The organism is Pseudomonas sp. AN3A02 (genome assembly GCF_011765255.1).
Classification (GTDB): domain Bacteria; phylum Pseudomonadota; class Gammaproteobacteria; order Pseudomonadales; family Pseudomonadaceae; genus Aquipseudomonas.
Genome location: NZ_JAARNI010000003.1, coordinates 102,424 through 125,223, shown reverse-complemented (window position 1 = coordinate 125,223; position 22,800 = coordinate 102,424). Strand labels below are relative to the sequence as shown.

Below are 22,800 nucleotides of genomic sequence, written 5' to 3'. Positions count from 1 at the left end.
CGGGTCTTTGCTGCAAAGAACAGCCTCAAAAGGCAAATTTCAGGCACAAAAAAGCCGCTGATCAGCGGCTTTTTTGGCGAAGATCGGTTTATTTAAGACCCGACATCTTCTCGATCGCACCTTTAAGCTCGTCATCCGAGCAGTCGGCACAGGTGCCTTTTGGCGGCATGGCGTTCAGGCCGGTGATGGCCTTCGCCAGCAGGCCGTCGAGGCCCCCCTGGTGATCCGCGCGGTCTTTCCAGGCGGCGGTGTCGCCAATTTTCGGAGCGCCCAACAGGCCGGTACCGTGGCAAGCGTTGCAGTGCTTGGCGATTACCTCATCCGGCGATTTCGCGCCACCGCCGCCGCCAGCAGCCACTGCTACTTCCATCCCCTTGCACTCTTGGCCCTGGACGCACACCTGGCCGACAGGCTCCAGGCGTTTGGCAATTTCATCATTCGTCGCAGCTTGAGCGCTGACAGCCCATAGGGCCAGTACGGTTGCTGGTGCAGCCAGCATTTTCATAATTAGGTTCACGCGTTCACCCTCAATGGTGGCTATTCACGCCTGCGGCCACGGTTTCGCAGGCGGCGAAAGTATAACGGTTAGCCCGCCCGGCCGAAACAACCCTATTAACCAAGGGGAGATTCAGCAGGGCGGAATGCTGCTACGGGAGTCTCTGCGACATAGGCAGGACGCCTCTTTTCTTAAAAGTTCGCGGGTGTGGCTGCGCTGATTAGTCGCGCCGGCACTTCGAACGGATTACGAAAACGGTGCGGCTTGGTGCTTTCAAAGTAGTAGCTATCGCCGGCTTCGAGCACAAAAGTTTCAAGGCCGACTACCAGTTCCAGGCGGCCTTCCACCAGAATCCCGGTTTCCTCGCCCTCATGGGTGAGCATCTCTTCGCCGGTATCAGCACCGGGCGGGTAGATCTCGTTGAGGAACGCAATCGCCCGGCTCGGGTGCGCGCGGCCCACCAGTTTCATGGTGACGGCGCCGTCGGAGATATCGATCAGCTCATTGGCTTTATAGACGATCTGGGTCGGTTTTTCCTGGAGGATCTCCTCGGAAAAGAACTCCACCATCGACATGGGAATGCCGCCCAGCACCTTGCGCAAGGAGCTGATGGAGGGGCTGACACTGTTTTTTTCGATCATCGAAATGGTGCTGTTGGTGACGCCCGCGCGCTTGGCTAGCTCACGCTGGGAAAGACCTTTCAGTTTACGGATGGATTGCAGTCGTTCGCCGACGTCCAATGCAGGAGCCTCCTAGGATTCAGGCGTTGTTGTAATTGAGCGTTATCATGGCGACAGCGTTCAGTATTTACAACACTTTGGCCTAAATCCCGGAATCTGCCATTCGTGGGTGCCGCTCAAGCGCCGGAATAGAGCCGTGGCACCCTGCGCAGGTTGCAGAAGATCTGGTACGGAATGGTGTCGGCGGCGGTGGCAACGTCACTGGCGAGGATATTTTTGCCCCACAATTCGACGGTGGAACCAAGCCCGGCCTGGGGCACGTCGGTCAGGTCAATACACAGCATGTCCATCGACACGCGGCCCAGCAACTGACTGCGCTGGCCGGCCACCAGCACCGGGGTCCCGGTGGGGGCGTGGCGCGGGTATCCGTCGGCATAACCCATGGCAACCACGCCGACGCGCATCGGTTTCGGCGTGATGAACCTGGCGCCGTAACCCACCGGCTCACCGGCCGGCAGTTCACGTACGCAGATGACTTTCGATTCGAGGGTCATCACCGGCTGCAAACGCGCGGCGATGGCCTGGTCTTCGCCAAATGGCGTGGCGCCGTAGAGCATGATGCCCGGGCGCACCCAGTCACTGGAAACGTTCGGCCAGCCCAGCACCGACGGCGAATTGCGCAGGCTGACCTGGGCCGACAAGCCCTTGCGCGCTGCTTCAAACACCGCTACTTGCTCTTCGCTGCTGGTGCTGTCGAGCTCATCGGCACGGGCGAAGTGGCTCATCAGCACGATCTTCGCGACTTTGCCGCTGGCCAGCAGCCGCTGGTAAGCGTCGTGATAATCCTTGGGGTGCAAGCCGACACGGTGCATGCCCGAATCAAGCTTGAGCCAGACGGTCAGCGGCTGGCTGAGCTGCGCCTGTTCAATTGCATCTAACTGCCACAGCGAATGCACCACGCACCAGAAATCATGCTCGATGATCAGCGGCAGTTCGTCGGCTTCGAAAAAACCTTCGAGCAACAGCACCGGCCCGCGAATTCCGGCGGCCCGCAGTTCCAGCGCTTCCTCGATGCAGGCCACGGCAAAGCCGTCCGCCTCGGCTTCCAGCGCCTGGGCAACGCGCACGGCACCGTGGCCGTAGGCATCGGCCTTGATCACGGCGAGAGCCTTGGCCCCACCCGTGACTTCACGGGCCAGTTGGTAGTTGTGGCGCAGGGCTTGGAGGTCGATCAGGGCACGGGCAGGACGCATGGCGGCGGGCTTCTAGGCGGCAGTGAGAAGAAAAAACCGGCACCCACTGACTGCGCGGGCACCGGGAGAGGAGTTTTGCTTAAGGCAGAGCGGCCACAACCGACAGCTCCACCAGGATTTCCGGTTCGCAGAGTTTCGCTTCAACCGTGGCACGGGCCGGCGCGACGCCTTTTGGCAGCCACTTGTCCCATACCGCGTTCATCCCGGCGAAATCAGCGTCGATGTCTTTCAGGTAGATGGTCACCGACAGCAGCTTGGTCTTGTCGGTACCGGCCAGGTCCAGCAAACGCTCGATATTGACGAGGGTTTCGCGGGTCTGCTGTTCAATCCCGGCACTCATGTCGTCGCCGACCTGCCCTGCCAGATACACGGTACCGCTGTGAACAACGATCTGGCTCATGCGCTCATTGGTGAGCTGGCGCTGGATTGACATGTTTTGCGGACTCCTGATGGTTGCCATAACGGGAAATATCGAGGCCTTCGGCACTGATTTGCGGGGTTTTCTTCGCCATCAAATCGGCCAGCAAACGACCAGAGCCACAGGCCATCGTCCAACCGAGGGTGCCGTGACCGGTGTTCAGGAACAGGTTTTTGAACGGAGTAGCACCGACAATCGGCGTGCCGTCTGGCGTGGTCGGGCGCAGGCCGGTCCAGAAACTGGCCTGGCTCAAATCACCGCCCTGAGGATAAAGGTCGTTGACGATCATCTCCAGGGTTTCCCGCCGGCGAGGGTTCAGCGACAGGTCAAAACCGGCTATCTCAGCCATGCCACCAACGCGAATGCGGTTGTCGAAACGGGTGATCGCGACCTTGTAGGTCTCGTCGAGAATGGTCGAAGTCGGGGCCATCGCCGCGTTGGTGATCGGCACGGTCATCGAGTAACCCTTGAGCGGGTACACCGGCGCCTTGATCCCCAGTGGCTTGAGCAGTTTCGGCGAGTAGCTGCCGAGAGCCAGCACGTAGCGATCGGCGGTTTCCAGCTTGCCGTCGATCCATACGCCGTTGATCCGGTCACCGGCGTAGTCCAGGCGCTGGATATCTTGCTCGAAGCGGAATTCGACACCCAGTTGCTTGCACATGTCGGCAAGGCGGGTGGTAAACATCTGACAGTCGCCGGTCTGGTCGTTCGGCAGGCGCAGGGCACCGGCGAGGATATCCGTAACGCTGGCCAGGGCCGGCTCGACGCGGGCAATGCCGGCGCGGTCCAGCAGCTCGTAAGGCACGCCAGACTCTTTCAACACGGCGATGTCCTTGGCGGCACCGTCCAGTTGGGCCTGGGTACGGAACAACTGCGTGGTCCCCAAGGTGCGGCCTTCGTAGGCAATGCCGGTCTCGGCGCGCAGCTCATCGATGCAGTCGCGGCTGTACTCGGACAGGCGCACCATGCGCTCCTTGTTCACCGCATAGCGGCTGGCGGTGCAGTTGCGCAGCATCTGCGCCATCCACAGGTACTGATCAATATCGGCGGTGGCCTTGATCGCCAGGGGTGCGTGGCGCTCCAGCAGCCATTTGATGGCCTTGAGCGGCACACCTGGTGCAGCCCATGGCGAGGCGTAGCCCGGCGAGATCTGCCCGGCGTTGGCGAAACTGGTCTCCATGGCCACAGCCGGCTGACGGTCGACCACGACCACTTCAAAACCAGCTCGTGCCAAATAGTAGGCACTGGCCACGCCAATGACACCGCTACCCAAGACCAGAACGCGCATTTTTATTCCCTCATCACGGCTTGACCGCTGACGTTTGTTGTTCAGCACAAAGATGTGGGCAGTATAAAAAGCAATCACCAGTGCATTTCACTATATAACTGCCTATATTTGGCGACAATTCTCGGCAAAAACCCTTTTCACGGAGGAGCATCCCCTATGCGGACCAACACTCAGACCAAGCGGGAGCTGGACAAGATCGACCGTAACATCCTGCGCATCCTGCAGGCTGACGGGCGAATTTCGTTTACTGAGCTGGGGGAAAAGGTCGGCCTGTCGACCACACCGTGCACCGAGCGTGTCCGGCGCCTGGAGCGCGAAGGGATCATCATGGGCTACAACGCCCGGCTCAATCCGCAGCATTTGAAGGGCAGCCTGCTGGTGTTTGTCGAGATCAGCCTCGACTACAAGTCCGGCGACACCTTTGAAGAATTCCGACGCGCCGTGCTGAAACTGCCCCACGTGCTGGAGTGCCATCTGGTGTCGGGGGATTTCGACTACCTGGTGAAGGCGCGCATCTCCGAGATGGCGTCCTACCGCAAATTGCTCGGCGATATCCTGCTCAAGCTGCCCCACGTAAGGGAATCCAAGAGCTATATCGTGATGGAAGAGGTGAAGGAGAGTTTGAACCTGCCGATCCCGGACTGAGGGCTAGACCAGCACTTGCCGCGTGCTCGCCATGTACGCGTGAATCTGCTTTTCCACCCGCGGGTGGATCAACTCCACCGGGCGGCGGTCGTTGGGGCATGGCAAGGTCGGCGTGGTGCCGAACAGCCGGCAAATCAGCGGGCGTTCGTCATACACCGTGCAGCCGTTGGGGCCGAGGTGCACGCAGTTGAGTTCGTCCATCGCCGCTTCCTGCTCGGCAGCGGTCTTGCGCGGCAGGCGCGACATTTCCTCGGTGGACGTGGTTACCGGCCCACAGCAGTCGTGGCAACCCGGAACGCACTCGAACGAGGGAATCTGCCGGCGCAGCGCGTTGACTTTCTGACTGTTGCAACTCATCGACACAGGGACCGAACGGCGAATAGGCGTGAATTCTGCCCTAAAAGCCCTCGGTGAGACAGCTTCGCCCGACCGCTGTATCCTGCGTCAAATTTTCCAAACAGGGATGCTCCCCATGACCGCCAGCGCCCGGCACGCCAATTCCTACTACGCCGCCAGCAGTTTCCCACAGCCTGATTATCCGGTGCTGACAGGTGAGATCGTGGCCGATGTGTGCGTGGTTGGCGGCGGCTTTTCGGGGCTTAACACCGCCCTGGAATTGGCCGAGCGTGGTTTCAGCGTGGTGTTGCTGGAAGCCCGCAAGATTGCCTGGGGCGCCAGCGGGCGCAATGGCGGGCAGCTGATTCGTGGTGTCGGCCATGGACTGGACCAGTTCACCAACGTCATCGGTACCGAGGGCGTGCGCCAGATGAAACTGATGGGCCTGGAAGCGGTAGAGATCGTGCGCCAGCGTGTCGAGCGTTCGCAGATCGCTTGCGACCTGACCTGGGGTTACTGCGACCTGGCCAACAAACCCCGCGACCTGGAACACCTGGCCGCCGACGCCGAAGAGCTGCAAGGCCTTGGCTATCGCCATGAAGTGCGCCTGCTGCAAGCGAGCGAGATGCGCAGTGTGATCGGCTCCAACCGCTATGTTGGCGGCATGATCGACATGGGCTCCGGCCACCTGCACCCGCTGAACCTGGCCCTCGGCGAGGCAGCAGCGGCACAGCAGTTGGGCGTCCAGTTGTTCGAGCATTCCGAGGCGGTGCGGATTGATTACGGCCCGGAGGTCAACGTTCACACCGCCCAGGGCAACGTGCGCGCCAAGACCCTGGTGCTGGGCTGCAATGCTTATTTGAACGGCCTTAACCCGCACCTGAGCGGCAAGGTGCTGCCCGCCGGCAGCTACATCATCGCCACCGAGCCGTTAAGCGAAGCCCAGGCGGCCGAGCTGCTGCCGCAGAACATGGCGGTGTGTGATCAGCGAGTGACAGTGGACTACTTCCGCTTGTCCGCCGACCGACGCTTGCTGTTCGGCGGTGCCTGCCATTATTCCGGACGCGACCCACAGGACATTGGCGCCTACATGCGCCCCAAGATGCTCCAGGTGTTCCCGCAGTTGGCCAACGTAAAAATCGACTACCAATGGGGCGGCATGATCGGCATCGGCGCCAACCGCCTGCCGCAGATTGGCCGGCTGGCCGACCAACCCAACGTGTATTTCGCCCAGGCCTATGCGGGTCACGGCCTCAATGCCACCCACCTGGCGGGCAAACTGCTGGGCGAAGCCATCAGCGGCCAGCAAAGCGGGCGTTTTGATCTGTTTGCCAAGGTGCCGCACATCACCTTCCCGGGCGGCAAGCATTTGCGCTCGCCGCTGTTGGCGCTGGGAATGCTCTGGCACCGGTTGAAAGAACTGGTCTGAATCAACCGCGCCAGAAGGGTTTCAAGCCTTCCTGGCGCGCCTGTTCGACACTCAAGCCCACGTCACGCAGTTGCTCCGGGGTCAGTTCCAGCAAGGTCTTGCGCGTGTGCATGCGGTGCCAGAACAACGCCCAGGAGCGGAGTGCCGGGGCCTTGTGACGCGCCGCCATTCGCCGCTCCTGCCCGGCTTCCAGTTCCTGACTGTGTAACGCCAACCGCACATCGCTCAAACCGCTCATTTTCCTGCCCCTCATTTACGTATTGCCATGAGTACGTAGGATGAGCCGGCGCGCAAAACCATGACAGATTCAACCACCCAGTATTAAATCCATACAGATACTGCCTATTGGCGGCTGAATCCTGTATTTTCAGCCTATCTGTACTGGTAATCGGGAAGCATCGCCATGACCCTATACGTCAACCTCGCCGAACTGTTGGGCACGCGAATCGAGCAGGGCTTTTATCGCCCGGGCGATCGATTGCCGTCGGTGCGGGCCTTGAGCGTGGAGCACGGGGTGAGCCTGAGCACCGTACAGCAGGCCTACCGGATGCTGGAAGACAACGGCCTGGCGATGCCCAAACCCAAATCCGGCTACTTCGTACCGGTAGGCCGCGACTTACCGGCACTGCCGGCAGTAGGCCGCCCGGCCCAGCGCCCGGTGGAGATTTCCCAATGGGACCAGGTGCTGGAACTGATCCGCGCGGTGCCACGCAAAGACACCATACAGTTGGGCCGGGGCATGCCGGATGTATTGTCGCCGACCATGAAACCGCTGCTGCGCAGCCTCGCCCGGATCAGTCGGCGCCAGGACATGCCGGGACTGTATTACGACACCATCCACGGCAACCTGGAGCTGCGCGAACAGATCGCGCGCCTGATGCTCGATTCAGGCTGCCAACTGACGCCCCAGGACCTGGTGATCACCACCGGTTGCCACGAAGCGCTGTCCGCCAGTATCCACGCCATCTGCGAGCCGGGCGACATCGTTGCCGTCGACTCGCCAAGCTTCCACGGCGCCATGCAGACCCTCAAAGGCCTGGGCATGAAAGCCCTGGAAATCCCCACCGACCCGCTCACCGGTATCAGCCTGGATGCGCTGGAGCTGGCGCTGGAACAGTGGCCGATCAAAGTCATACAGCTGACCCCCAACTGCAACAACCCGCTGGGCTACATCATGCCGGAGTCGCGTAAACGCGCGCTGCTGACCCTGGCCCAGCGCTTTGACGTGGCAATCATCGAAGACGATGTGTATGGCGAACTGGCCTACAGCTACCCGCGCCCACGCACCATCAAGTCCTTCGACGAAGATGGCCGCGTCGTCCTGTGCAGCTCCTTCTCGAAGACCCTGGCGCCGGGCCTGCGGATCGGCTGGGTAGCACCCGGTCGGTACCTGGAGCGCGTGCTGCACATGAAATACATCAGCACCGGCTCCACCGCAACGCAGCCGCAGATTGCGATTGCCGAATTCCTGAAAGACGGGCATTTCGAACCGCATTTGCGGCGAATGCGTACGCAATACCAGCGTAATCGCGACCTGATGCTCGATTGGGTCAGCCGTTACTTCCCGGCCGGCACCCGCGCCAGCCGTCCACAGGGCAGTTTCATGCTGTGGGTGGAATTACCGGAAGGCTTCGACACCCTGAAGCTCAACCGGTTGTTGCTGGATGAAGGTGTACAGATTGCTGTGGGAAGTATCTTTTCCGCCTCCGGCAAGTACAGGAATTGCCTGCGCATGAACTACGCTGCCAAACCAACGCCGCAGATTGAAGAGGCCGTGCGCAAGGTCGGCGCAACGGCCATCAAGTTGCTGGCCGAAGCCGCGGACTGACCTTTCTCGGGAAATAGCCGTCATATGCCGACAACCGCCCTGATTCGGAACCCACGTCATTGATGACCCAACGGCTATTACCGTTTTTCCTGCTGGGCATGCTGACCCTGGGCGGCTGCGCCACCATCAACGCGCCACGCACGCCCAGCGAGGCGCTGCCGGCCAACGAGTCGTCCTTCGGCCGCTCGATCCTGGCCCAGGCCGCACCGTACAAAGGCCGCTCCGGATTCCGCCTGCTGCCCAACAGCAGCGAAGCCTTCATGGCCCGTGCCGAACTGATCCGCAACGCACAGACCAGCCTCGACTTGCAGTACTACATCGTCCACGACGGCATCAGTACGCGGATGTTGGTGGATGAATTGCTCAAGGCTGCCGACCGTGGCGTGCGCGTGCGCATCCTGCTGGACGACACCACCAGCGACGGCCTGGACCAGATCATCGCCACCCTCGCCGCCCACCCGCAGATCCAGATTCGCCTGTTCAACCCGCTGCACCTGGGCCGCAGCACCGGCGTGACCCGTGCCATGGCGCGGCTGTTCGACCTGTCGCTGCAACATCGGCGCATGCACAACAAACTGTGGCTGGCGGACAACAGCGTCGCCATCGTCGGCGGGCGCAACCTGGGGGATGAGTATTTCGACGCCGAACCCAACCTCAACTTTACCGATATCGACATGCTCAGCGTGGGGCCGGTGGCCGAGCAACTGGGCCACAGTTTCGATCAGTACTGGAACAGCGCCCTGAGCAAACCCATCGGTGACTTCGTCAGCAGCGCCACCAAAGGCGACCTGGCCAGCGCCCGCATACGCCTCGAGGAATCCCTCGCCGAATCGCGCCAGCAAAATCATGCGCTGTACAACCGCCTGCGCACTTACAAGACTCAGCCGCGCATGGACATCTGGCGCCGCGAGCTGATCTGGGCCTGGAACCAGGCGCTGTGGGATGCGCCGAGCAAGGTACTGGCCAAGGCCGATCCGGATCCGCGACTGCTCCTGACCACCCAATTGGCGCCGGAGCTGGAAGGTGTCAGCCATGAGCTGATGATGATTTCGGCTTACTTCGTGCCTGGGCAGCCCGGGCTGGTGTACCTGACCGGGCGCGCGGACGCCGGGGTATCGGTGAGTCTGCTGACCAACTCCCTGGAAGCCACCGACGTGCCGGCCGTGCACGGTGGTTATGCGCCCTATCGCAAGGCATTGCTGGAGCACGGGGTAAAGCTGTACGAATTGCGCCGCCAGCCGGGAGACGGAGGCGGCAGCGGCCCTCATCTGTTCCGCAAGGGCACTTTCCACGGCTCGGATTCCAGCCTGCACAGCAAGGCGATCATCTTTGACCGGGAGAAATCCTTCATCGGCTCATTCAACTTCGACCCGCGCTCGGTGCTGTGGAACACCGAAGTCGGGGTGCTGGTGGACAGCCCCGAGCTGGCGGAGCACGTGCGCAACCTGGCACTGGAGGGCATGGCGCCCCCGTTGAGCTATCAGGCGAAACTGCAGGACGGCCAGGTGGTGTGGGTGACCGAAGACAACGGCCAACTGCACACCCTGACCCGTGAACCCGGCAGTTGGTGGCGCCGGTTCAATGCCTGGTTTGCTACCAGCGTCGGCCTGGAGCGCATGTTGTAGGAGCAAGCTTGCTCGCGAAAAACCCGAGAGCACCGCGTTCTTTCAGGCAGCAAACGTTATCGTTGACGACCATCGCGGGCAAGCTTGCTCCTACACGGGCTGTGTCGCGCCGAATGCACCTTGGCGAAGCAGCAGAATCACCAATCCCAGCGCTCCCGCCGCCATCAACAGCGGCAACGCATGCCCGCTGATCCACTGGCTGCCGGCACCGGCCACCAGTGGGCCGATCAAGCAGCCAATGCCCCACAGCTGCGCGATATGCGCATTGGCGCGCACCAGCGCGTCGTCGCGGTAGCGCTCGCCAATCAGGATCAGTGACAGGGTGAACAACCCACCGGCACTGGCCCCGAACAGCACCCACACCGGCCAGATCATCAGCGTATCGAGCAACAGCGGAATCGCCAGGCTCGTCACCAGCAGCATCAGCGCGCAGCCGAGAAACAGCGTGCGCCGAGGCAGGTAGTCCGCCAGCGCACCAATCGGCAGTTGCAGCAACGCATCACCGACCACCACGGTGCTGACCATTGCCAAGGCAATCTCGGCGGTGAAGCCCTGTTGCAGGCAGTACACCGGCAACAGCGTAAGAATCATCGCCTCGAACGCGGCGAATAACGCCACTGCCCAGGCAATCGCCGGCAAGCCCTGGCAGAAGCGCAGCAAGTCGCCGAAGGTCACGCTGAAGGACTCGGCAGTCGGCGCACCGGAACGGCCCAGCAGCAGGATCGGCGAGAACGTCAGCAGACCAACGCCCACCCAGAAGCCAATGTCGTTATCCGTACCCAGCGCGCCCAGCAGCAACGGGCCTGACAGTTGGCTCAACGCATAGCTGCAGCCATACAGCGCCACCAGACGGCCGCGCCAGCGCTCGATTACCAGTTGGTTGATCCAGCTTTCGCCGAGGATAAACACGATGGTCAGGATCACCCCGATCATCAGCCGCAGCACCAGCCACACCGGGTAGCTGGGCAATACCGCCAGCAAACCGATGGAAATCGCCCCGGCCCACAGGCACAGGCGCATCAGGTTCGCCGTGCCCAGGCGCGAAGCCAGGCCGCTGGAGACCTTGGCACCAAGCAGCACACCGAAGGCCGGCATCGCCGCCATGACGCCGATGGCGAAGCTGCCGTAGCCCCAGCTTTCCAGGCGCAGGGACACCAGCGGCATGCTCACGCCCAAGGCCAGGCCCACGCTCAAGACCGACGCCAACACGGCGAAATAGGTCGCCCAACGCATTTCCACGCTCCTGTGGATCATTATTTTTCAGGGCCGCAAACGAACTGTAGGAGCGAGCTAGCTCGCGAAAAACTTGAGAGCACCGCGTGCATTCAGAATGCCCGCGTCATCGTTCAAGTCCTTCGCGAGCAAGCTCGCTCCTACAGGGAGTCGCCGGGATTACTTACAACTTGATCCAGGTCGCCTTCAGCTCGGTGTACTTGTCGAACGCGTGCAGCGACTTGTCGCGGCCGTTACCCGATTGCTTGAAACCACCGAACGGTGCAGTCATGTCGCCGCCATCGTACTGGTTGACCCAAACGCTACCGGCACGCAGTGCCTTGGCGGTCAGGTGCGCCTTGGAGATGTTCGACGTCCACACCGCAGCGGCCAGGCCGTATTGGGTGTCGTTGGCGATCGCAATGGCTTCTTCCACGCTGTCGAAGGCAATCACCGACAGCACGGGGCCGAAGATTTCTTCCTGGGCGATCTTCATGGCGTTGGTCACGCCGTCGAAGATCGTTGGCTCGACATAGGTGCCACCGCTTTCCTGCAGCGTGCGCTTGCCGCCGGCCACCAGCTTGGCGCCATCGGCATGCCCGGCTTCGATGTACGACAGCACAGTGTTCATCTGCTGGGTATCCACCAGCGCGCCGACCGTGGTGGCCGGGTCCAGCGGGTTGCCCGGCTTCCAGGCCTTGAGGGCCTCGATCACCAGCGGCAGGAATTTATCCTTGATCGAACGCTCCACCAGCAGGCGCGAACCGGCGGTGCACACTTCGCCCTGGTTGAAGGCGATGGCGCCGGCGGCGGATTCGGCAGCGGCTTGCAGATCCGGAGCATCGGCGAACACAATGTTCGGGCTCTTGCCGCCAGCTTCCAGCCAGACGCGCTTCATGTTCGACTCACCGGAACGAATCAGCAGTTGCTTGGCGATCTTGGTCGAACCGGTGAACACCAGGGTGTCGACGTCCATGTGCAGCGCCAGGGCGTTACCCACGGTGTGTCCATAGCCCGGCAGCACGTTGAACACGCCTTTCGGGATACCGGCTTCAACCGCCAGCTCGGCGATGCGGATGGCGGTCAGCGGCGACTTTTCAGACGGCTTGAGGATCACCGAGTTACCGGTGGACAGCGCCGGCCCGAGTTTCCAGCAGGCCATCATCAGCGGGAAGTTCCACGGCACGATAGCCGCGACAACGCCCACTGGCTCGCGGGTCACCAGGCCCAGTTGGTCGTGGGGCGTGGCAGCGACTTCATCGTAGATCTTGTCGATGGCCTCACCGCTCCAGCTCAGGGCTTGCGCCGCTCCCGGGACGTCGATGTTCAGGGAGTCACTGATCGGTTTGCCCATGTCCAGGGTTTCAAGCAGTGCCAACTCCTCGGCGTTGGCCTTGAGCAAGCCGGCGAAACGGATCATGGTGGCTTTGCGCTTGGCCGGAGCCAGGCGTGACCAGGCACCGGAATTGAAGGTGGCGCGGGCGTTTTCAACAGCGCGCTGGGCGTCGGCGACGTCACAGCTGGCAACGGTGGCCAGCAGACGGCCATCGACCGGGCTGAGGCATTCGAACGTGTCGCCGGAAACCGCGGCGGTGTATTCGCCATTGATGTAGGCGCGGCCTTCGATCTTCAGATCCTTGGCGCGTTGTTCCCAGTCGGCACGGGTCAGGGTGGTCATGCGAGTGTCCTCCTCTTATTGAATACAAGGGCCGGGCGATGTACCCAGGCACCTTCGAAGAATGCTTGCCCGGCCAGCCAGCTGTTCGGCTCAAGGCAGCTGCCACCCTAAACCAGCGGCGATGGATGTTTCAATATATTTGACATAACTGCAGCAAACGCCCTTGCGATGTTCATTTTAATAAACATAGACTTTGAGCTCTCCAACCGCAGGCCAGACGGGACACGCCCATGAACATCCAGAATATCGTCGACTTCAGCCAGGCCAGGACCGAGCCTGACCGCTACCGTCCGGCCGCGGAGAAAATCCTCAAGGGTGACCCTGAGCAAACCGTCTACAACCATTACAACAGTCCATGCGGCCAGATGAGCGCCGGGGTCTGGGAAGGTGAAGTCGGGCAGTGGAAGGTCAACTACACCGAGCATGAATACTGCGAGATCGTGCAGGGCGTCTCTGTATTGCGCGACGCCGATGGCAACGCCAAGACCTTGCGCGCCGGTGACCGCTTCGTCATTCCGGCGGGTTTCAGCGGCACCTGGGAAGTGCTGGAACCGTGCCGCAAAATCTACGTGGTGTTCGAAGAAAAGGCCTGATCAATTCTTCAGGCACAAAAAAAAGCCCGCATCGTGAGATACGGGCTTTTTTTCACAAGAAAGAAAACCAATTACTTGATTTTGCCTTCTTTGTAGATCACATGCTTGCGAACGCGCGGGTCGAACATTTTCTTTTCGAGCTTGTCCGGGGTAGTACGCTTGTTCTTGTCGGTAGTGTAGAAGTGACCAGTACCGGCGCTAGAGATCATTCGAATCAATTCACGCATGATTTAGCTCCTTAGATTTTGCCGTCGCGGCGCAGTTCGGCCAGCACGACAGTGATGCCACGCTTGTCGATAACACGCATGCCTTTGGCAGATACGCGCAGACGGACAAAACGTTTCTCTTCTTCAACCCAAAAGCGATGATGCTGCAGGTTTGGCAGGAAACGACGACGGGTTTTGTTGTTTGCGTGGGAAATGTTATTCCCAGTCACCGGACCCTTACCGGTAACTTGACAGACTCTCGACATGCCTCAGCCCTCTAAAACCACATGCCCAACCCGGCATGGGTTGGCCGCTTAATCTCTCAGTCATTTGGCGCCAGGCGCCGCGTTTCTTTAGGGTCTTACCGGCTACACCTACTAGCGAAGGAACCGGGCCCCTAGAAAAGAGCGCTGCTTTATACCAGAAAGACCCCAGTGCAACAACAGGCCGTGTGTTTTTACACGCGTAAATCCAGGCTATGGACGCCTGAACCGTTGCCAGGGTGGGCCGCTATAGAAGCTAACCGCTCGTCGCACAGAATGATTTACAGCGCCCGCGCGCACTGCAAAGTGCCCGGCAAAACGACCTGAGGCGCCATCAAAACAGTATTTGAGGCAAAAGCACAGGCAAAAATGGGCTAGTCATTTGTCAATCAGCCCACTACGGTAGGACTTTTCCAGACTGCACTCGCAGATGGGCCTTCGATCTGCAAAGGAAACCGAATATGCGCCTCGCTGCCCTACCGCTATTGCTAGCCCCTCTTTTTATTGCTGCACACGCCCAGGCGGCCACCACCTTGAGCGTCTGTACCGAAGCCAGCCCCGAAGGCTTCGACGTGGTGCAATACAACTCGCTGACCACCACCAATGCCTCGGCAGACGTATTGATGAACCGCCTGGTGGACTTCGACGCCACCAGCGGCAAGCTGGTCCCGAGCCTGGCAGACAGCTGGGATGTATCGCCGGACGGCCTGACCTACACCTTCAAGCTGCACCCGGACGTTAAATTCCATCGCACCGAATACTTCACTCCAAGCCGCACCCTGACCGCCGAAGACGTGCGCTTCAGCTTCGAGCGCATGCTCGACCCGGCCAACCCGTGGCACAAGATTGCCCAGAGCGGCTTCCCCCACGCCCAATCGCTGCAGCTGCCAACGCTGATCAAGAAGATCGACGCCCTCGATCCGCTGACCGTGCGCTTTACCCTGGACCACGCCGATTCGACCTTCCTCGCCGCATTGAGCATGGGCTTCGCCTCAATCTACCCGGCGGAATACGCCGACAAACTGCTCAAGGCCGGCACACCCGAAAAACTCAACAGCCAGCCTATCGGTACCGGGCCGTTCATTTTCGGGCGCTTCCAGAAGGATGCAACGATTCGCTACAAGGCCAACCCGGACTACTTCGCCGGCAAGCCTGCGGTGGATAACCTGATCTTTGCGATCACCCCGGACGCCAACGTGCGCCTGCAAAGGTTGCGTCGCGATGAGTGCCAGATCGCCCTGTCGCCCAAGCCCCTGGATATCGATGCTGCACAGAAAGACGCCGACTTGAAGATCGAGAAAACAGCGGCCTTCATGACCGCGTTTGTCGCCATCAACAGCCAGCATCCGCCGCTGGACAAGCCGGAAGTTCGCCAGGCAATCAACCTGGCCTTCGACAAGGCCAGCTACCTCAAGGCGGTATTCGAAGGCACCGCCGAAGCCGCCAATGGCCCATACCCGCCCAATACCTGGAGCTACGCCAAGGACTTGCCGGGCTACCCGCAGGACATTGCCAAGGCCAAACAGCTACTGGATCGTGCCGGGCTCAAGGATGGCTTCAAGACCACCATCTGGACCCGACCGTCGGGCAGCCTGCTGAACCCCAACCCAAGCCTCGGCGCACAACTGCTGCAAGCGGACCTGGCCAAGGTCGGCATCCAGGCTGAAATCCGCGTGATCGAATGGGGCGAACTGATCCGTCGCGCCAAGGCCGGCGAGCACGACCTGCTGTTCATGGGCTGGGCCGGCGATAACGGTGACCCGGATAACTTCCTGACGCCGCAGTTCTCCTGCGCGGCCGTAAAGTCCGGGACCAACTTCGCCCGCTATTGCGACCCTGCGCTGGACAAGCTGATCAGCGCCGGCAAGACCACCAGCGAACAAGGCGTGCGCAGCAAGCTGTACCAGCAGGCCCAGGCGCAGATCCAGCAACAGGCGTTGTGGCTGCCACTGGCGCACCCGACGGCGTTTGCGCTGACGCGCAAAAATGTCGAGGGATACCAGGTGAGCCCGTTCGGGCGCCAGGATTACTCCAAGGTCAGCGTCAAGCCATAAGCATGTCCCCTGTAGGAGCGAGCTTGCTCGCGAAGGTCGTCAACGATAACGCGGGAAACCTGACACCCAACGGTGCCCTCAGGTTTTTCGCGAGCAAGCTCGCTCCTACAGAGCCTACATCCACCCAAATTCCGCCATCGACAGCGGATCACCCTCCCCCACAATGATGTGGTCCAGCACACGCACGTCCACCATCTCCAACGCCTTTTGCAGCACTCTGGTCAGTTTTCGATCAGCGATGCTGGGCTCGGCGCTGCCGGAAGGATGGTTGTGGCACAGGATCAGCGCCGCGGCGTTGTAGTCCAGGGCGCGCTTGACCACTTGCCGGGGATAAACCGTGGCGTTGTCGATGGTGCCTTGAAACAGCTTCTCGAAGCCCAGCACCCGATGCTTGGAGTCGAGAAACAGGCAGCCGAATATCTCGTGAGGCTCATGGCGCAGCAGCGCCTTGAGGTAGTCGCGCACGGCCTCCGGACTTTCCAGCACCGAATCGCTGCGCAAGCGCTCGGCCAAATGACGACGGGCCATTTCCAGTACGGCTTGAAGCTGGGCGAACTTCGCCGGCCCCAGGCCCAGGTGCTGGCTGAACACCGTCTGCCGGGCCTCCATCAGCGCGCGCAGGCTGCCAAATTGCGCCAGCAGATGCCGCGCCAGGTCCACGGCACTTTTACCGGACACCCCGGTGCGCAGGAAAATCGCCAGCAATTCAGCGTCGGAAAGGTTCTCCGCGCCCAGTTCCAACAGCTTCTCCCGCGGACGCTCTGCCGCAGGCCAATCGCGAATACTCATGGCACCTCCGTGTGCATGTGCGCCGCTGTTGCATGGCGGACGCTGTGGTATCTTAGGCCATCTTTTTGCGTGCGATTTCACCTGGGGAGGGGGCATCGCAACGCCATCACTGAACTGGAAAGGCAAGCCAATGCAGCGTCTGTATCGGAAACGCATCGTTCTCGGCGTCGGCGGCGGCATTGCCGCCTACAAGAGCGCAGAGCTGGTTCGCAGGCTCCTCGACCAAGGCGCCGAAGTGCGCGTGGTGATGACCCGTGGCGGCAGTGAATTCATTACCCCACTGACCATGCAGGCCCTGTCCGGCCACCCGGTTCACCTCGACCTGCTGGACCCCGCGGCCGAAGCCGCCATGGGCCACATCGAGCTGGCCAAGTGGGCCGACCTGGTGCTGATCGCCCCGGCCACCGCCGACCTGATCGCCCGCCTCGCCCAAGGCATTGCCGACGACCTGCTGACTACCCTGGTGCTGGCCACCGACGCCACCGTCGCGATCGCCCCGGCCATGAACCAGGCCATGTGGCGCGACCCCGCCACCCAGGCCAACACCCAACTCTTGCAAAGCCGCGGCCTCAAGGTCTTCGGGCCGGCCTCCGGCAGCCAGGCCTGCGGCGACGTGGGCATGGGCCGCATGCTCGAAGCCACCGACCTCGCCCAATGCGCCGCCGACTGCTTCCAGCACCTGGCCCTGACCGGCAAGCACGTGCTGATTACCGCCGGCCCGACCCAGGAAAACATCGACCCGGTGCGCTACATCACCAACCATAGCTCAGGAAAAATGGGCTTTGCCCTGGCTGAAGCGGCGGTCGAGGCAGGCGCCCGTGTGACGTTGATCACCGGCCCGGTGCATTTGCCGACCCCGGATCGTGTCACCCGAATCGACGTAGTCAGCGCCCGCGACATGCTGGCGGCCTGTGAAGCGGCGATTCCCTGCGACCTGTTTATCGCCTCGGCAGCGGTCGCGGACTACCGCCCCGAAGTAGTTGCACCGCAGAAACTCAAGAAAGACCCTACAAGCGGCGACGGCCTGCTCCTGCAAATGGTCCGTAACCCGGACATTCTGGCGACCATAGCCACCCGCGAGGACCGCCCGTTCAGCGTCGGCTTCGCTGCCGAAACCGAGCATTTGCTGGACTACGCCGCACGCAAATTGAAAGACAAGAACCTCGACCTGATTGTCGCCAACGATGTCGCCAACCCGAGCATCGGCTTCAACAGCGAGGAAAATGCCATCAGCGTGATCGACCGCGAGTTGCACGCTACCGTTTTCGCCCAGACCAGCAAGGGCAAGATTGCCCGCCAACTGATCTCCTTTATCGCCCTACGGCTGAACCAGGTTTAATTTCCATGCACGCTTTGCAAGCCAAGATCCTCGACCCACGCATCGGCAACGAATTCCCGCTGCCGGCCTACGCCACTCCAGGCTCCGCCGGCCTCGACCTGCGCGCCATGCTCAAGCAGGACACCGTGCTTGAGCCGGGCCAGACCATTCTGATTCCGACCGGCCTGTCGATCTACGTGGGCGACCCTGGCCTGGCGGCGCTGATCCTGCCGCGCTCCGGCCTGGGTCACAAACACGGGATCGTCCTCGGCAACCTGGTAGGCCTGATCGATTCGGACTACCAGGGCGAGTTGATGGTGTCCTGCTGGAACCGTGGCCAGACCGCGTTCAACATCGCCGTCGGCGAGCGCATTGCCCAACTTGTGCTTGTGCCGGTGGTGCAGGCGCACTTCGAACTGGTCGAGGAGTTCGACGAAACCCAGCGCGGTGCAGGCGGCTTCGGACATTCCGGCAGCCACTGACTAAGCTGAACTGACTCAGCCGGACAAGCCGGGTGCCTCACCCGGCCTGACGCCAACGCATGGCCTTTCAGGATGAAGAATGCGCGGAACTTATCAGCAAGATTTCCCCAGTGAAATCAGGGCATTAGGCGGGCGAAAGGGCGGTGCTTCGGCGCCGATGGCACTTTTGCACCACGAACTCTATGCCAAAAACGCCGTCTTACCCTTCAGTTTGAGCCTGCCGGTCAGCACCCCTGAGGCCAGCCCCGCCCCTTATCGATGGAGTTCCCCCCCCGCAATGAGCAACGCAGCCCGAGTCGCCCCGACATTTCCCGACAGCATTTTCCGCGCCTATGACATCCGTGGCGTGGTCCCCAAGACCCTGACCGCCGAAACCGCCTACTGGATCGGCCGTGCCATTGGCTCCCAGAGCCTGGCCCAGGGCGAGCCCAATGTTTCCGTTGGCCGTGATGGCCGCCTCTCCGGCCCCGAGCTGGTGGAGCAACTGATCCAGGGCCTGGCCGACAGCGGCTGCCATGTCAGCGACGTCGGCCTGGTGCCAACGCCTGCGCTGTACTACGCGGCCAACGTACTGGCCGGCAAGTCGGGCGTGATGCTCACCGGCAGCCACAACCCGTCGGACTACAACGGCTTCAAGATCGTCATCGCCGGCGATACCCTGGCCAACGAACAGATCCAGGCCCTGCACACCCGCCTGAAGACCAACGACCTGACCAGCGGCACCGGCAGCATTACCAAGGTTGAGATTCTCGATCGCTACTCGGACGAAATCACCCGCGACGTCAAACTCGCCCGCCGCCTGAAAGTGGTGGTGGACTGCGGCAACGGCGCGGCTGGCGTGATCGCCCCGCAACTGATCGAAGCCCTGAATTGCGAAGTGATCCCGCTGTTCTGCGAGGTCGACGGCAACTTCCCTAACCACCACCCGGACCCGGGCAAGCCTGAGAACCTGGTGGACCTGATCGCCAAGGTCAAGGAAACCGGCGCCGACCTCGGCCTGGCTTTCGACGGCGACGGCGACCGCGTCGGCGTAGTGACCAACACCGGCAATATCGTGTTCCCGGACCGCCTGCTGATGCTGTTTGCCCGCGACGTCGTGGCGCGCAACCCGGGCGCCGAGATCATCTTCGACGTCAAATGCACCCGCCGCCTGACGCCGCTGATCAAGGAATACGGTGGTCGTCCGCTAATGTGGAAGACCGGTCACTCGTTGATCAAAAAGAAAATGAAGGAAACCGGTGCGCTGTTGGCCGGTGAAATGAGCGGCCACGTGTTCTTCAAGGAGCGCTGGTTCGGTTTTGACGACGGCATTTACAGCGCCGCCCGTCTGCTGGAGATCCTCAGCAAGGAAAAATCCACCGCGGAAGACCTGTTTGAGACCTTCCCGAATGATATTTCTACGCCAGAGATCAATATCCATGTGACCGAAGAGAGCAAATTCAGCATCATTGACGCACTGCACGATGCGCAATGGGGCGAAGGCGCCAACCTGACCACCATTGACGGCGTGCGGGTCGATTACGCCAAAGGCTGGGGCCTGGTTCGCGCATCCAACACCACACCGGTGCTGGTGCTGCGTTTCGAGGCGGATTCCGAGGCTGAGTTGCAACGCATCAAGGACGTGTTCCACGCCCAGTTGAAACGTGTTGCCCCTGATCTCCAATTACCGTTCTGATTTTTTGTACCGGAGCCCTGAATGACCCTCGAACGCGAAGCCGCCGCCAATACCGCCAAGGTCCTTTCCGAAGCGTTGCCTTACATTCGACGCTACGTCGGCAAGACGCTGGTGATCAAGTACGGCGGCAATGCCATGGAAAGCGACGAGCTGAAAACCGGCTTTGCCCGCGACATCGTGTTGATGAAAGCCGTCGGGATCAACCCGGTGGTGGTACACGGTGGCGGCCCGCAAATCGGTGACTTGCTCAAACGCCTGTCTATCGAGAGTCACTTCATCGACGGCATGCGTGTGACCGACGCCCAGACCATGGACGTGGTGGAGATGGTCCTGGGTGGCCAGGTGAACAAAGACATCGTCAACCTGATCAACCGCCATGGCGGCAGCGCCATCGGCCTGACCGGCAAGGACGCCGAGCTGATCCGGGCGAAGAAGCTTACCGTGACCCGCAAGACCCCGGAGATGACTCAGCCGGAAATCATCGACATCGGCCAGGTGGGCGAAGTGATCGGCATCAACACCGATCTGCTGAACCTGCTGGTGAAGGGCGATTTCATTCCGGTGATCGCGCCAATCGGCGTCGGTGCCAACGGTGAGTCCTACAACATCAATGCCGACCTGGTGGCCGGCAAGGTGGCCGAGGCGCTGAAGGCCGAGAAGCTGATGCTGCTCACCAACATCGCCGGCTTGATGGACAAGGAAGGCAAGGTATTGACCGGCCTGACGACCCAGCAAGTGGACGACCTGATCGCCGATGGCACCATCTACGGCGGCATGCTGCCGAAGATCCGCTGCGCACTGGAAGCGGTGCAAGGTGGTGTCGGCAGCTCGTTGATCCTGGATGGCCGGGTTCCGAATGCGATCCTGCTGGAAATCTTCACCGACACCGGTGTGGGTACGCTGATCAGCAATCGCAAGCGCCCCTAAGCGCTGGCAAACAAAAAGGCCCCGTTCAATTCGATTGAACGGGGCCTTTTTATTGGTCGGCGATTATTGAACGCCGAACTGCTCGCGGTAGGCCTTGACCGCTGGCAAGTGCTGCTTGAGCTGCGGGTCATCTTCCAGGAACTGCAACACCTGGTTCAGCGACACGATGCTCACCACAGGAATCGCGAAATCACGTTCCACTTCCTGGATCGCCGACAATTCACCGTTGCCGCGCTCCTGGCGGTTCAGCGCGATCAGCACACCGGCTGCCTTGGCGCCGTCCTGGGAAGCGATGATCTGCATCACTTCGCGAATCGCCGTACCGGCAGTGATCACGTCGTCGATGATCAGCACGTCGCCCTTGAGCGGCGCGCCCACCAGGCTACCGCCTTCGCCATGGGCCTTGGCTTCCTTGCGGTTGAAGCACCAAGGCAAATCCAGCCCGTGATGTTCAGCCAACGCCACGGCGGTCGCGGCGGCCAGGGGAATGCCCTTGTAGGCCGGGCCGAACAGCACGTCGAAGGAAATACCGCTTTCAACGATGGCGGCCGCATAGAAACGACCCAACTGCGCCAGGGCAGAACCCGAGTTGAAAAGGCCGGCATTGAAGAAGTAAGGGCTGGTGCGCCCGGACTTCAGGGTGAACTCACCGAAGCGCAATACGCCGCGATCGATGGCAAAACGAATGAAATCGCGTTGATACGCCTGCATGAAAAAAGCCTCAGATACCACGGATTTAGCTAATTAGGTAGACGGCGTGTATCATACACGCACGCGATTTTTGGGGCCATTTATGCGGATCATCAGTGTGAACGTCAATGGTATTCAGGCTGCAGTCGAGCGTGGTTTGCTCAGTTGGCTGCAAGCCCAGAATGCCGACGTCATCTGCCTGCAGGACACCCGCGCCTCCGCCTTTGAACTGGACGACCCAGCCTTCCAACTGGATGGCTACTTCCTTTATGCCTGTGATGCCGAAGTTCCCGCCCAAGGCGGCGTGGCTTTGTATTCGCGGTTGCAACCCAAGGCGGTCATCAGCGGCCTCGGCTTCGAGACAGCCGACCGCTACGGGCGCTACCTGCAAGCCGATTTCGATAAGGTCAGCATCGCGACCTTGCTGCTTCCATCAGGGCAGAATGGCGATGAAGACTTGAACCAGAAGTTCAAGCTAATGGACGACTTCGCCCGTTATCTGGATAAACAGCGGCGCAAACGTCGCGAGTACATTTACTGTGGCTCGCTGTACGTCGCGCAACAGAAGCTGGATATCAAGAACTGGCGCGACAGCCAGCAATCACCGGGCTTCCTGGCGCCGGAACGGGCCTGGATGGACGAGATTGTCGGCAATATGGGCTATGTCGATGCCCTGCGTGAAGTCAGCCGCGAAGGCGACCAGTACAGCTGGTGGCCGGATAACGAACAGGCCGAGATGCTCAACCTCGGCTGGCGTTTTGACTACCAGCTGCTGACGCCAGGCCTGCGACGCTTTGTGCGCAGCGCACGCCTGCCACGCCAGCCGCGCTTCTCGCAGCACGCGCCGCTGATCGTGGACTACGACTGGACCTTGACCATCTAAGGTCTTTCTCCAGGCACAAAAAAACCGACATC

Annotated in this window: 23 protein-coding genes and 2 pseudogenes; 12 read left to right on the top strand and 13 right to left on the bottom strand. The window is 61.1% G+C overall.

Features of this window, described 5'->3' with window-relative positions:
- Positions 1-88: 88 nt before the first annotated feature.
- The 5 genes from HBJ59_RS15060 to dadA form a co-directional block, all read right to left on the bottom strand.
- A complete protein-coding gene (locus HBJ59_RS15060; protein ID WP_167664198.1) occupies positions 89-505 on the bottom strand; it encodes a cytochrome c5 family protein in 417 nt (138 codons plus the stop codon).
- A 182-nt stretch (positions 506-687) separates the two neighbouring features.
- On the bottom strand, positions 688-1,236 hold the full coding sequence (locus HBJ59_RS15055; RefSeq protein ID WP_003208755.1) for a cupin domain-containing protein: 549 nt from the start codon (positions 1,234-1,236) through the stop codon (positions 688-690).
- Between the two features lie 116 nt (positions 1,237-1,352).
- Positions 1,353-2,429 (bottom strand): alanine racemase, encoded by a 1,077-nt coding sequence (gene alr, locus HBJ59_RS15050; RefSeq protein ID WP_167664003.1) that lies wholly within the window; start codon positions 2,427-2,429, stop codon positions 1,353-1,355.
- A gap of 79 nt (positions 2,430-2,508) precedes the next feature.
- A complete protein-coding gene (locus tag HBJ59_RS15045) occupies positions 2,509-2,862 on the bottom strand; it encodes a RidA family protein (RefSeq protein WP_003208752.1) in 354 nt (117 codons plus the stop codon).
- Positions 2,834-4,135 (bottom strand): D-amino acid dehydrogenase, encoded by a 1,302-nt coding sequence (dadA, locus tag HBJ59_RS15040; protein WP_063033857.1) that lies wholly within the window; start codon positions 4,133-4,135, stop codon positions 2,834-2,836. Before dadA ends, HBJ59_RS15045 begins: the two co-directional genes overlap by 29 nt.
- Before the next feature lie 156 nt (positions 4,136-4,291).
- Between dadA and HBJ59_RS15035 the strand changes: the two genes are divergently transcribed.
- Positions 4,292-4,780, top strand: coding sequence for an Lrp/AsnC ligand binding domain-containing protein (locus HBJ59_RS15035; RefSeq protein WP_003206849.1), 489 nt, complete (start codon positions 4,292-4,294; stop codon positions 4,778-4,780).
- A 3-nt stretch (positions 4,781-4,783) separates the two neighbouring features.
- On the opposite strand, the gene HBJ59_RS15030 is transcribed toward HBJ59_RS15035, so the two are convergent.
- Positions 4,784-5,137 (bottom strand): YkgJ family cysteine cluster protein, encoded by a 354-nt coding sequence (locus HBJ59_RS15030; protein ID WP_008439419.1) that lies wholly within the window; start codon positions 5,135-5,137, stop codon positions 4,784-4,786.
- A 115-nt stretch (positions 5,138-5,252) separates the two neighbouring features.
- On the opposite strand from HBJ59_RS15030, the gene HBJ59_RS15025 reads away from it, so the two are divergent.
- Positions 5,253-6,545 carry an FAD-binding oxidoreductase gene (locus tag HBJ59_RS15025; protein ID WP_167664002.1) on the top strand — a complete coding sequence of 431 codons (1,293 nt, stop codon included), beginning with the start codon at positions 5,253-5,255 and terminating at the stop codon, positions 6,543-6,545.
- Position 6,546: 1 nt separating this feature from the next.
- On the opposite strand, the gene HBJ59_RS15020 is transcribed toward HBJ59_RS15025, so the two are convergent.
- Entirely contained in the window at positions 6,547-6,783 is a 237-nt protein-coding gene (locus tag HBJ59_RS15020) for a DUF1127 domain-containing protein (RefSeq protein WP_167664001.1), read from the bottom strand.
- Between the two features lie 165 nt (positions 6,784-6,948).
- Between HBJ59_RS15020 and HBJ59_RS15015 the strand changes: the two genes are divergently transcribed.
- Both HBJ59_RS15015 and HBJ59_RS15010 read left to right on the top strand, forming a co-directional pair.
- Entirely contained in the window at positions 6,949-8,373 is a 1,425-nt protein-coding gene (locus HBJ59_RS15015) for a PLP-dependent aminotransferase family protein (protein ID WP_076013144.1), read from the top strand.
- 62 nt (positions 8,374-8,435) lie between these two features.
- A complete protein-coding gene (locus tag HBJ59_RS15010) occupies positions 8,436-9,998 on the top strand; it encodes a phospholipase D family protein (RefSeq protein WP_076013145.1) in 1,563 nt (520 codons plus the stop codon).
- A 90-nt stretch (positions 9,999-10,088) separates the two neighbouring features.
- On the opposite strand, the gene HBJ59_RS15005 is transcribed toward HBJ59_RS15010, so the two are convergent.
- Entirely contained in the window at positions 10,089-11,231 is a 1,143-nt protein-coding gene (locus HBJ59_RS15005; RefSeq protein ID WP_076013146.1) for an MFS transporter, read from the bottom strand.
- Between the two features lie 163 nt (positions 11,232-11,394).
- Positions 11,395-12,888 (bottom strand): aldehyde dehydrogenase, encoded by a 1,494-nt coding sequence (locus tag HBJ59_RS15000; RefSeq protein ID WP_017476698.1) that lies wholly within the window; start codon positions 12,886-12,888, stop codon positions 11,395-11,397.
- Between the two features lie 230 nt (positions 12,889-13,118).
- On the opposite strand from HBJ59_RS15000, the gene HBJ59_RS14995 reads away from it, so the two are divergent.
- A complete protein-coding gene (locus HBJ59_RS14995; protein WP_003213261.1) occupies positions 13,119-13,481 on the top strand; it encodes a cupin domain-containing protein in 363 nt (120 codons plus the stop codon).
- A gap of 71 nt (positions 13,482-13,552) precedes the next feature.
- Here the strand turns inward: HBJ59_RS14995 and rpmG are convergent, their stop codons facing one another.
- Both rpmG and rpmB read right to left on the bottom strand, forming a co-directional pair.
- Positions 13,553-13,708 carry a 50S ribosomal protein L33 gene (gene rpmG / locus HBJ59_RS14990; RefSeq protein ID WP_003176906.1) on the bottom strand — a complete coding sequence of 52 codons (156 nt, stop codon included), beginning with the start codon at positions 13,706-13,708 and terminating at the stop codon, positions 13,553-13,555.
- Between the two features lie 11 nt (positions 13,709-13,719).
- The gene (gene rpmB, locus HBJ59_RS14985) at positions 13,720-13,953 is read right to left on the bottom strand and encodes a 50S ribosomal protein L28 (RefSeq protein ID WP_003213263.1); all 234 of its coding nucleotides are present in this window, start codon (positions 13,951-13,953) and stop codon (positions 13,720-13,722) included.
- Positions 13,954-14,411: 458 nt separating this feature from the next.
- Here rpmB and HBJ59_RS14980 point away from each other — a divergent pair, with 458 nt between their 5' ends.
- Together HBJ59_RS14980 and HBJ59_RS31525 are read left to right on the top strand one after the other, a co-directional pair.
- On the top strand, positions 14,412-16,004 hold the full coding sequence (locus HBJ59_RS14980; protein WP_063033851.1) for an ABC transporter substrate-binding protein: 1,593 nt from the start codon (positions 14,412-14,414) through the stop codon (positions 16,002-16,004).
- 2 nt (positions 16,005-16,006) lie between these two features.
- Positions 16,007-16,114: pseudogene (locus tag HBJ59_RS31525) on the top strand (outer membrane lipoprotein carrier protein LolA); the annotation flags it as partial.
- A 4-nt stretch (positions 16,115-16,118) separates the two neighbouring features.
- Here HBJ59_RS31525 and radC read toward each other — a convergent pair.
- Positions 16,119-16,793 (bottom strand): DNA repair protein RadC, encoded by a 675-nt coding sequence (gene radC, locus HBJ59_RS14975; RefSeq protein WP_076013148.1) that lies wholly within the window; start codon positions 16,791-16,793, stop codon positions 16,119-16,121.
- Between the two features lie 130 nt (positions 16,794-16,923).
- On the opposite strand from radC, the gene coaBC reads away from it, so the two are divergent.
- The 4 genes and pseudogenes from coaBC to argB all read left to right on the top strand — a co-directional run bounded on the left by coaBC (position 16,924) and on the right by argB (position 21,195).
- Entirely contained in the window at positions 16,924-18,132 is a 1,209-nt protein-coding gene (gene coaBC, locus HBJ59_RS14970) for a bifunctional phosphopantothenoylcysteine decarboxylase/phosphopantothenate--cysteine ligase CoaBC (protein ID WP_010168193.1), read from the top strand.
- Positions 18,133-18,137: 5 nt separating this feature from the next.
- Complete coding sequence (dut, locus tag HBJ59_RS14965; RefSeq protein ID WP_003213270.1) at positions 18,138-18,593, top strand: dUTP diphosphatase; 456 nt, start codon at positions 18,138-18,140, stop codon at positions 18,591-18,593.
- A gap of 271 nt (positions 18,594-18,864) precedes the next feature.
- Positions 18,865-20,268, top strand: a pseudogene (locus tag HBJ59_RS14960) (phosphomannomutase/phosphoglucomutase); the annotation flags it as partial.
- 21 nt (positions 20,269-20,289) lie between these two features.
- Entirely contained in the window at positions 20,290-21,195 is a 906-nt protein-coding gene (gene argB / locus HBJ59_RS14955) for an acetylglutamate kinase (RefSeq protein ID WP_003213275.1), read from the top strand.
- A 63-nt stretch (positions 21,196-21,258) separates the two neighbouring features.
- Here the strand turns inward: argB and pyrE are convergent, their stop codons facing one another.
- The gene (gene pyrE / locus HBJ59_RS14950) at positions 21,259-21,906 is read right to left on the bottom strand and encodes an orotate phosphoribosyltransferase (RefSeq protein WP_076013151.1); all 648 of its coding nucleotides are present in this window, start codon (positions 21,904-21,906) and stop codon (positions 21,259-21,261) included.
- 82 nt (positions 21,907-21,988) lie between these two features.
- Between pyrE and HBJ59_RS14945 the strand changes: the two genes are divergently transcribed.
- A complete protein-coding gene (locus tag HBJ59_RS14945) occupies positions 21,989-22,768 on the top strand; it encodes an exodeoxyribonuclease III (RefSeq protein ID WP_003176915.1) in 780 nt (259 codons plus the stop codon).
- The last annotated feature ends 32 nt before the right edge of the window (positions 22,769-22,800 follow it).